The 10,936-nt window shown below is 71.7% G+C and carries 3 protein-coding genes; all 3 read right to left on the bottom strand.

What is annotated here, in order from left to right; genetic code table 11:
- Positions 1–93 precede the first annotated feature (93 nt).
- Positions 94–2,055: a RiPP maturation radical SAM C-methyltransferase gene (locus ACYQ2W_RS10940; protein WP_459866392.1), complete on the bottom strand. Its 1,962-nt coding sequence runs from the start codon at positions 2,053–2,055 to the stop codon at positions 94–96.
- A 263-nt stretch (positions 2,056–2,318) separates the two neighbouring features.
- Positions 2,319–3,296: a TauD/TfdA family dioxygenase gene (locus tag ACYQ2W_RS10935; RefSeq protein WP_459866389.1), complete on the bottom strand. Its 978-nt coding sequence runs from the start codon at positions 3,294–3,296 to the stop codon at positions 2,319–2,321.
- Complete coding sequence (locus tag ACYQ2W_RS10930) at positions 3,293–10,288, bottom strand: amino acid adenylation domain-containing protein (RefSeq protein ID WP_459866386.1); 6,996 nt, start codon at positions 10,286–10,288, stop codon at positions 3,293–3,295. The genes ACYQ2W_RS10935 and ACYQ2W_RS10930 overlap by 4 nt, the downstream gene beginning before the upstream one ends.
- Between the last annotated feature and the right edge of the window lie 648 nt (positions 10,289–10,936).

The raw sequence follows: 10,936 nt of genomic DNA, 5'->3' as shown, positions 1-10,936 counted from the left end.
GTACCGGGTTACGACGCAGAGCGTCCAAGGTACCGGGTTACGACGCAGAGCGTCGTAACCAGAGAACCGGCGACCCGTGGTTGAACCCCGAACTCAGAAGGTCAACCCCAAAGCCGCCGCCTCGGCGCTGCCGCGGGGGCCGGTGAAGTCATGGAGGCCGGCGTCCAGCGGGTGGCGGGTGCCCTCCATCACCAGCGACATCACCCGTGAGCCCTCCTCGAAGAGCAGCCCCTGATCGCGCAGGTAGGCGAGGCTCTCGCGCTTTTCCTCCGCGATGGTATTCACCGAGCAGGGCTCCTCCAGCTCGCGCAGCAACGCGACGTCCTCCTCCTCCAGCTCGTGCTCCAGCCGGTGGCCGCTGCGCGAGTCCTCGACCAGCCAACCCATGTCGTCCTCCACCAGCCGCAACCGCGGCGCGCCGCCCGCGGACTCCCAGCGCTCGCGCCAGCGCGCCACCGCCTCCACCAGGTGGCCCAGGTGTTCGGCCAGGTCCACTTGGTAGGGGGCGTCGATGTTGCGGTCGCGGAAGTAGTAGGCGAGGTTGGCGATCACCTGCGGCGCGAAGGGGTAGATCAGCTCGTGGTAGTCGAGCGGCTCCAGATCGAGACCGTAGTCTGCGTAACCGGTGAAGTAGGGGCTGAAGCGGTCGAAGCGCACCGGGAAGGCCCCCGACGGCGGCGGCAGGTGGACCAGCCGGGGGAGGTTCTTGCGGTACATCTCGAAGGTGTCGGCGGCCTCGCCGGGGAAGCCCACCAGCAGGTTCCACACCGGCTTCACCCCGGCCGCCGCGCAGTCGCCGAGGAAGCGGAGGTTGTTGAAGGCGGTGGTCCCCTTGCGCATCAGCTTGAGGGTCTTGGTGGCCAGCGACTCCACCCCCGGCTGCACCTCCATCACCCGCGCACGGGCCAAGGTGCGTAGCTGCTCGCGGCTCAGATCGGCGCGCACCTCGTAGAACAGGCTGACGTGCCCGGGCACCTTCAGCTCCGGCAGCAGTTGGTCGACGTAGCTGCGCGGGATGATGTTGTCGACGCTGGCGAAGCGCTTGGCCCGGTCGGCGTAGCGGCCCACCAGCGCCTCGATGGTGGCGCGCGCGGCTGCGATACCCATCTCGCGGAAGCCCATGTTGGCCCCGTTCAGCCCGCAGAAGGTGCAGTGCGCCTTCTCCCCCCACCAGCAGCCGCGGGAGGTCTCGAAGAGCAGCTCGATCTCGTCGGCGCGATGCTCGCCGAAGTGGCGGGCGTAGGAGTCGAGATAGACCGTGTAGTCCACCGCCACCGCCTGCTCGATGGGCCGCTCGGCGCCGTTGGCGGCGATCCCGTCGAGCTGCATCTCGGGCTTGGCGTCCCCCGGCAACGGCGGCTCGGCCAAGGCGGCGATGGAGCGGCTGTTGGCGCGGCAGAAGACCCCGTCGATGGCGGCCGGCGCCGCCTCGTCACCGGCCAGTTTCGCCTCGACGAAGCGCGGGAAGGAGCGCAGCGCGTGGCCGGCGAAGACGTAGTCGATCCACGGCACATGGTGGACGATCTCGATCCCCATGGTGCCCTCGCAGTTGGCCCCGCCCATCACCACGGTGGCCTTTGCGCCGCGCGCCTTCAGCCGGCGGGCCAGGGCGAAGCTGGGGACGTTCTGGAAGAACATCGAGGTGAGGCCGACGATGTCGGCCTCCATCAACCCGCAGCGATCGATCATCGCGTCGAGGATCGCCGGCAGCTCGGCGCGCACCGGCGCCAGCTCCCGTTGGTAGCGCGCCACCTGTTCGGCGCCGAAGTGGTGGCTGTAGCGGGAGAAGTAGGCCTCCTCGTTGACCGTCAGGTCGGGGAAGGCGGCCTCGCGGAACAGCCACTCGCCGAAGCCGCAGGTGTGGCCGGCGAGGCTCTCGGAGATCCAGGCGTAGAGCTCCGCGCCGACCCGCGCGCCGAAGTCGTGATTGAGGTAGTGGACCGCCACCTCCACCCGATCGCCGAAGCGCTCGGCGAGCACGCTCTCCAACTGGTGCAGCGCGATCGAGGGGAGCTGCAGCGAGGAGAAGGGCATATTGACCAGGGCGATACGCATGGTGGCGTTCTCCATCGAATCAGAGCAAGAGAATGAAGAGGAAAAGGTCCGCAAATGAACGCGAATAAACGCAAATAGGGCGGGCCGTGCCCGCCGCAGCCTATCCGCCAGCACCAACCTTGGACACGGGGTTCACCGCCTCCTTGAGGCTTGTACCTTCCCGTAGGAGCGGCCCCTAGGCCGCGATCGGCGCGGAGGAAGGCTCCTCGGTTCGGCTGACGGTAGTAAACGGAAACGGCGTCATCGCGGCCTAAGGGCCGCTCCTACAGGGGGAAGCTCGACATCATTTTGCCGAAGCTCACCAGCACCTTGCGGCTGCCGGTGAACGGACGGCGGCCGTGGGCGGAGAGCATGTTGTCGAAGAGCATCACGTCTCCCACCCGCCAGTCGAACTGGCGGGCACAGGCGGCGAAGGCGTCGCGCACCCGGTCGAGGATCTCCGCTTCGATCGGCGCACCGTCGCCATAGTAGGCGTTCCGCGGCAACCCCTCCTCGCCGAAGATATCGAGCAGATCCTCCATCACCTCCGCGCCCAGCGCCGAGGGGTGAAAGAGGTGCGCCTGATTGAACCAGAGGCGATCGCCGGTAACCGGGTGACGGGCGGTGCCCTGGCACACCTGGCGGGTGCGCAGGTGGCCGTCGGCGAGCCACTCGAACTGGATGTCGTTGGCCGCGCAGTAGGCCTCCACCCCCTGCGGGTCGTCGGTCTGGAAGACGGTGCGCCAATCGAGATCGAAGCCGTCGTGGTAGTTGCGCACGTACTGCACCCCGCGCCGCTCGAATTCGGCCACGATCTCCTCGCCGATCGCCCCGGTAATGGCGCGCACGTCGGCCATCGGGCTCTGCCCGCCGCTGTCGGGGGCATCGACGCAGCCGAACAGCATGCGCAGCGGCCAGTCGCGCTGGTAGGCGTTCTCGCAGTGGAGCAGGATCTCCCGCTCGGCCGGGTACTCGGTGGTGGTGAGCACCCCGTCGGCCAGTTCGGTACGCGGGGTGGAGCGGTAGACGTAGCCGGCCGGCTGCGGGATCAGACGATCGCGCACCCGCTTGAAATCGTCCTCGTCGCGCGCCCCGAAATCGCGCAGCAGCACCACCGGATAGTCGGCGGCCAGCGCCTCGATCGCCGCGAGGTTCGCCTCGGTCCAGGCGGCGGCATCGGTCACCGGCCCGTCGGGGCGCACCACCACCGCCCACGGCTCGTCGCCGTAGAGCCGCTCCACCGTGCCGTCGATCATCGTCATCGCTGCGTCTCCCAAAGTCGTTCGATTCGCTCCGCCAGCCCCGCGGACCGGAGGATCGTGCGGTGGCTCCCCGCCGCCACCTCCACCGTCAGCGCGCGGAACACCGCGTTCCAGCCCAGGTCGGGCGCCTCGCCGGCGCGCGGATTGTCGGCGGCGCGGATCAGCGCCGCCCCACCGGGAACCTCGCCGAAGCGGTGTTCGGCGGCGATGCGGATATTCTCCCGCACCCGCGCCACCGTCGCCTCGTCCGCCCCGATCTCCGCCGCCGCCGCGGCCACCTCCCGGTCGGCCGCGCCGTCGTCGAAGCGCCCCGGTGCGGCGGCGTCGATCAACGCCAGCCGCACGTCCCGCCCGTCACGCCGCAGCCGCTCGGCCACCGCCGCGGCGATCGTCGCCCCCAGCGACCACCCCGCAAGGCGGATCACCCCGCCCGGCTCATCGGCGGCGATGGATTGCGCATAGGCGTCGGCCTGCTCGCCGAGCGAGGCGAAGCCTCTTCCCTGCTCCACCGCCACCACCCGCGCCCCGTTGCACCAGGCACCGGCCAGCCCCCCGTAACTCCGTCCGGAGCCATCCACCGGATGAAACAGATAGGCCGCCGGCCTCTCCCCGTCACGAAGCCCACGCAACCGACACGCCCCCTCCTCCCGCTCCAGTGCCCCCGACAGGCCGGCGGCATCGGGGTGGGCGAAGAGCAGGGCCAGCGGCACCGGGCGTCCCAGCCGCTCGCCGAGGCGGGCGACCAGCTTCACCGCCAGCAGCGAGTGGCCGCCGAGGGTGAAGAAGTCGCGGTGGCGACCCGGCCGCCCCGGCAATCCCAGCACCTCGGCGAAGACCTCGAGGATCGCCGCCTCATTTGCCGACAGCGGCACCTCGTCACCTTCGCCATGGGCCGGTCGCGGATCGCCCAGCGCGCCGCGATCCACCTTGCCGGTGGCGGTCGCCGGCAGCCGTTCGAGGATGGTGATGTAGGCGGGGAGCATGGTCGCCGGCAGCCGCGCGGCGAGCCCGGCGCGCAGCGCCCCCTCGCTCCCCGGGGCCGGCCCCGAGACCCACACCGCCAGCGCCGCGCCGTCCTCCCCGTCCACCCGCTTGGCCGCCGCCTGTTCCACCTCCGGCAGGGCGGCGAGCGCCGCCTCGATCTCATCGAGTTCGATACGCACGCCGCGGATCTTCACCTGGCGGTCGTCGCGGCCGACGAAGCGCAGCCGCCCGTCGCCGCCGACCCGCACCCGGTCGCCGCTGCGGTAGGCGCGACCGCCACCACCACGGGGATCGGCGACGAAGCGGGCCTGCTCCTCCGCCGGCGCGCCCAGATAGCCGAGACCGACCCCCACCCCGGCCACCCACAGCTCGCCGATGGCGCCGGGGATCGCCGGCAGGCCGACACCGTCCATCACCAGCGCCGCCATACCGGAAATCGGCGTGCCGATGTCGGGGCCTTCCGGGCGCGCGACGTCGCACGCCCCGTGGGTGGTGCAGATGGTCGCCTCGCAGGGCCCGTAAGCGTTGAGCAGCCGCCGCCCCGGCGCCCAGCGCCGCACCAGGTCGGCGGTGAGCGCCTCGCCGGCGGTAACCAGGGTGGTCAACCCGGGCAGATCGACCGCGCCGAGGGCGGCCAGCGCCGAGGGGGTGATGGTCAGATGGGAGACCTTCCGCTCGGCCAGGGTCGCCGCCAGCGGCGCCCCGGCGGCCAGCGCATCGCGTTCGGCCAGCACCAGGGTGCCGCCGTTGCCGAGGGTGGTGAAGACCTCCCACACCCAGGCGTCGAAGGCCGGCGCGGCGAGCTGGAGGACGCGGGCGCCGGGGCCGATGGCCAGATCGGCGCCGATCGCCGCGATCAGGTTGGCCAGCCCCGCGCGGGGCAGCGCCACCCCCTTCGGCTCGCCGGTGGAGCCGCTGGTGAACTGGACGTAGGCGGGAGGCCCCTCCCCGCTCATCAGCTCCGGCAGGTGAACCAGCCTCTCCTCCATGCGCGCCCGCCGCTCACCGGGGAGCAGCGGATCGATCAGCGCCAGGGTACGGTTGCGCAGCAACGCCGAGAGGGCGCGGACCACCCGCTCCAGGGTGGCCTCGACACCGACCACCGCCACCGGCCCGGCCCCCCACTCCACCGCCCGCGCGCGCTCGAACAGCTCGCCGTAGGTGAGCGTCTCCGTGTTGGATTCCACCGCCGGCAGGTCACGGTGGCGCTCCAGCGCCTCCTCCAGCCGCGTGCTCAACGGCCGCTCCTCGGCGGGCGGCGGCCCGGCAAGCCAGGCGCGGGCGAGATCGGCCCGGGCCACCGCCGGCAGCCGCTCCACCGGCGTGCCGGCCTCCCGCACCAGCCCGTAGAGCAGGGTGACGAAGGCGCGTCCCCAGGCCGCCACGGTCGCCTCGTCGAGCAGTGTCCGATCGTAGATCAGGCCGCCCTCGATGGCCCCGTCGCGGCCGCGGGCGAGGGTCAGCGAGAGGTCGAACGGCGCGGTGGCGACCGGCAGCGGCCACGCCTCGGGGGCCAGCGCCGCGGTCCCCTTGAGGTCCGCCGCGGCGAGCCGCGCCTCCTGCCAGTCGAGCACCGTGTGCAGCAGCGGCGTGCGCCCCGCCACGCGGGGCGGGTTGAGCGCCTCGACGATGCGCGCGAGCGGTGTGCGCGAATGCCTCAACAACCCCGCCATCGCCTCCCGTACCTCGCCGAACAGCGCGTTGCCGGGCGTCTCGCCGGCCACCTTGAGGCGCAGCGGCAGGGTGTTGAGGAACAGCCCCGCCACCCGTTCGAAGCCCTCCGGGCGGTCGCTCACCGGGATGCCGATCACCACCTCCTCGGCCCCGCTCAGGCGGTGCAACAGCAGGGCGTAGGCGGTCACCAGCAGGCCGTGGAGGGTGCCCCCGCGGCGGCGCACGTGGGCCTCGGCGGCGACCACCGCCGTATGCTCGATGCGGAAGGCGAGCGAGCCGCCGCGCGGGCGGTGATGGAGACCGCGGGGACGGTCGGTGGGGAGATCGAGGAGCGGTGGAGGCGCGGCCAGCCGCGCGCGCCAGTAGGCCAGCTCCGCCTCGCCCTCGCGTTCCTGTTGGCGCGCCCACCAGCCGGCGTAGGCGCGGTACTCCGCCGCCGGTGCGGGGCCGGGGTCGCCGCCGGCGAGCAGGGTGATCAGCTCGGCGAGGAGCAGCGACAGGGTCCCGCCGTCGCTGACGATGTGGTGCAGCGAGAGGATCATCACCCCCTCCCCCGCCTCGCCGGTGACGAAGCTCAGCCGCGCACTCTCCCCCCGTTCCAACGCGAAGGGATGGGCGGCGTCTCGGGTGGCGGTTTCGATCACCGTTGTCTCCATACCGCGGTCACCGGAGACGACGCGGGGCGCCACCCATCCCTCATTATCGAGTTGGATGGTGGGACCCTCCTCGCCTTCGGGGTAGGCGGTGCGCAGGATCGGGTGGCGGGCCGCCAGGCGGGTGAAGACCTCAGTGAGGGCACGTTCGGGGTCGGGCAGGCGAAGGCGGACGGCGGCCTGCATGATGTAGGCGCCACCCTCGGCGGCGAGCCGCCGCTCCAGCCAGAGCTGGGCCTCGCCGGGGGATATCCGTGGAGACTCCCCTTCGACCAAGCGGGTGGCGGGGCCCACGTCGGCGACCGGCGCCTCTTCGCCGGGGACCAAGAGTTCGGCGATACCGCGGGCGCTGTGCCCGCGGTGGACCACATCGTTGGCGATCTCGCCACCCAATTCGCGCTTCAGCGCGGCCACCGCGCGGATGGCGTTGAGCGAGGTACCGCCCGCCGCGAAGAAGTCGGCATCGGCCTCCAGCTCCGGCTGCTTCAACACCCGGCGCAGAATCGCCAGCACCGCCGCCAGCCCGGCGGGGACCTCCGCGGCCGGCGGGAAGAGCCGCTGCGCCATCGCCCGCGGGGTGGGCGCCGCGGTCAGTTCGTTGAAGCCCAGCTCCACCCCGTGGTCGCGCTTGATCCGGGCGAGCAGGCGGATCGCGGTGAGCGAGCTGCCGCCGGCGGCGAACAGATCGGTATCGGCGTCGGCCGCGCCCTTGAGCACGCCGCGCCACAGCTCGACCAGCGCCGCCAGCCGCGCGTCGTCGACCGGCGCAGGGGCGGCCTTGCGCTCCACCGGCGGCAGCGGCTCGGCGGCGAGCCGGGCGCGGTCCACCTTGCCGTTGACGGTCAGCGGCAACTGCTCGCGCATCACGATCCGATCGGGCAGCAGGTGGGCCGGCAGCACCCGCGCCAGCCCCTCGCGGCAGGCGGCCGGTGTCGCCGTGCCGACCACGAAGGCGACCAGCTTGCGCTCACCGCCCTCCTCCAGCGCCGCCACCGCGGCGCTGCGCACGCCGTTCAGATGACCCAGCGCCGCCTCGATCTCGCCCGGCTCGATGCGGTAGCCGCGCACCTTGAGCTGGTCGTCGAGGCGCCCCAGGTACTCCAGGTTGCCGTCGGCGAGGAAGCGCACCCGGTCGCCGGTGCGATAGATCCGCGCCTGCGGGTCGTCGCCGAAGGGATCGGGGAGGAAGCGCTCGGCGGTGAGTTCGGGCCGCCGCCAGTAGCCGCGGGCGACGCCGGCGCCGCCGATGTAGAGCTCACCCACCGCGCCGGCCGGCAGCAGGTTGCGGTGGGCATCGAGCACGTAGAGCCGGGTGTTGTCGATCGCCCGGCCGATCGGCACCGCGCCGCGCTCCCCGTCGCGCGCCTCGAACACCGCGCAGCCGACCACCGTCTCAGTGGGGCCGTACTCGTTGATCAGGCGGATCGACGGCGCGCCGCGGCGCCACGGGTTGCTGGTGGTGGCGAGCAGCGCCTCGCCGCCGATGACGAGGGCGGCGGTGCCGCCCCGCTGCTCGGCGATCGGCCGCAGCTCGGCGAGCAGGTCGAGGTGCGCCGGGGTGAGCTTGACGAAGCTGTAACCAGCCCCCGCGGCGAGCCGCTCGGCCAGCGCCTCGACCGCCCCGGCTTCGGGCAGCAGGTGGACCGGCCGGCCGGCCACCAGCGGCGCCCAGAAACTGAGCACGGTGGCGTCGAACGCCGTGGCGGTGACCACCGGGGCGCCGTTGCCGGCGGCCACGTGGTAGTGCTCGACGGCCCAGTTCAAATAGTTGACCACCCCGCGGTGGGGCACCATCACCCCCTTCGGACGGCCGGTGGAGCCGGAGGTGTAGATCAGGTAGGCGAGGTCGTCGGAAGTAGGCGACTGCCGCGCCTGCGGTACACCACCTCCGCCGAGGTGCTCGAAACGCCCTTCCGCCACCGCCTGGAAACGGGCGATGCCGTCCTCCGCCACCCGCTCCACCACCACCCGTTCGGCGGCAGAGAAGAGGATCGCCGCCGGCTCGGCGTCGTCGATCAGGTCGCCCAGCCGCGCCTCCGGGGTGGTCACCTCCAGCGGGACGTAGGCGGCCCCCACCCGCAGCACGCCGAGCATCGCCACCGGCAGGGCAACGCCCCGCGGCAGCAGGATCAACACCCGGTCGCCGCGGCCGACACCGGCGGCGGCCAACTGCCCGGCCAACGCCTCGGCCCGTCCGGTGAGTCCGGCGAAATCGAGCGCGCCGTCTTCGGCGAGCACCGCTGTCGCCGCGGGGGTCTGTGCCGCCGCCTCGAAGACCCAACGGTCGAGGGTGGTCTCCGGCAGCGCCCGCGCCTCGCCCCGCCCCGCGGTGCGCAGTGCCGCCGCCTCCTCCTCTCCCACCAGGGAGAACGCACTGAGCAGCGTCTCGCGATTGGCGCAGATCCACTCGATGGCGGCGCGATAGCGCCCCGCCAGCGAGGCGGCGAGTCCCTCCGGCAGCACGCCGCGGGCGTGGTCGAAGCCGGCGCGGATCCCCTCGTCGGTGCGCACCATGGAGAGCATCAGGTCGAACTTGGCGGTGCCGCGGTCGCAGTCGATGGGGGTCAGCGTCGCCCCATCCAACTTCGGCGGCAGGATGCCGGCATCGTCGAAGTTGAAGAACAGCCGCGCCACCTTCTCGCCCGCGCCGCGGGACTCGGCGAGCCGGCGCATCAACCGCTCGAAGGGGATCTCCCGCTCCTCCAGGGCATCGACCACCGCCTCGCGCACGCCGGCGAGCAGGGCGTCGACGCTCTGCGCCGGGTCGAGGTCGAGGGCGAGCACCACGGTGTTGACGAAGCAGCCGACGGTGCCGTGCAACTCGGCGCGGTCGCGTAGCGCCACCGGGGTGCCGATGGCGAGGCGATCGCGGTCGCCGAGACGCGCGACCAGCAGCGCGTAGGCCGCGGCGAGCAGCGCGTAGGGGCTCACCCCGGCCTCCCGCGCCCGCTCCTCGACACCGGCCACCAGCGCCGGCTCCAGAACGAACGGGATCATCGCCGCGTCGCCGTCTACGGCGGACTCCGGCCGCGGCGGCAGGCCGAGATCGAAAGGCACCTCACGCAGCCGCTCCACCGCCCGCTCCAGACGCGCCTGCGCCTGCACCCCCTCCAGCTGTTCGAGCTGCCACGCCCCCCAATCGGCATATTGCAGCTCCACTTCCGGCAGCGCGCTCGCGCTGCCGGTGTTGTAGGCGGCGGCCAGTTCGTCGAGCAGCAGGCGGATCGACCAGCCGTCCACCGCGATGTGGTGGAAGACCAGGATCAGCGCCACGGGCCGCCCGCCGACGGTGGCCAGCGCGGCGCGGATCGGCGGCTCGCGGTGGAGATCGAAGGGGTGGGCCGCCTCGCGCGCGGTGAATTCGGACAACGCCGAGGCATCCGCCAGCGGCACCACCCGCAACAGGTCGGGCAACGCCTCGGCGATCGCCTGCACCGGCCCCGTCTCCTCGTCGCGGTAGACGGTGCGCAGGATCTCGTGACGGTCGACCAGCGCGCCCAAGGCGGCGCGTAGCGCGACGAGGTCGAGGCGGCCCTCAACGGCGTAGGCCACCGGCACGTTGTAGCGGGTGGAGGCGGGCTGCGCCCACTGCTCGGCGAGGATGCCCGCCTGGATGGTGGAGAGCGGCAGGTCGGGTTCGGCGACGAACTCCACCGCGGCCAATCGTTCGGCCTCACTCATCGATTACGCGCTCCAATTGGGGATGGAGAGGAAGAGAAGAGTTCACGCAGAGGGCGCGGAGGAGCAGAGAACGCAGAGCCCTCTCTTCTCTGCGCGCGCTGCGTGACAAAAGCGGTAGGCGTAAGCATTCGGGTAGGGTGTGCCGACGACAGGAGGCGCACCACTTCGTAGAGACCGGTGCGCCTCCTATCGTCGGCACACCCTACGTTCTCAGTCTGCATCGACGCACTCCGCCGGTTGGGGCAATGTAATCGGGTCTGGGATCATCAACGTCGGTCGGACCATTTTGGGCGCTGAAGGCCGGGCAAGGAAGCGGTGCGCGCGGTATTTGTATCGTCTTCACATTCCGTTTTCACGGTAAATCCGCACATATTTTTGGCGATGTCCGGGTTAGCTGTTGCATTTGATTGCCGGCCCCGGGGTTTCCTGTGGGAGCGACCCTTAGGGCTCGCGAAAGAATAACTTCCTGTTTTGGAACGCCGATCCGCTCCGCCCGGCGGCGTTGCGCAAAGGGTTGCATACAACGAGTATGCGCCCCTTTGCGCGCCTTGCCGGGCGGGCGTCTCAACGCCCCAAAACAGGAAGTTATTCTTTCGCGAGCCCTTAGGCCGCGATCATAACGGAGTAGGGCATTTGAATTCGGCTCGC

The organism is Endothiovibrio diazotrophicus (assembly GCF_054657215.1).
Note: the sequence above shows the minus strand (reverse complement) of the source record. Positions and strands in the feature narration are given on the sequence as shown.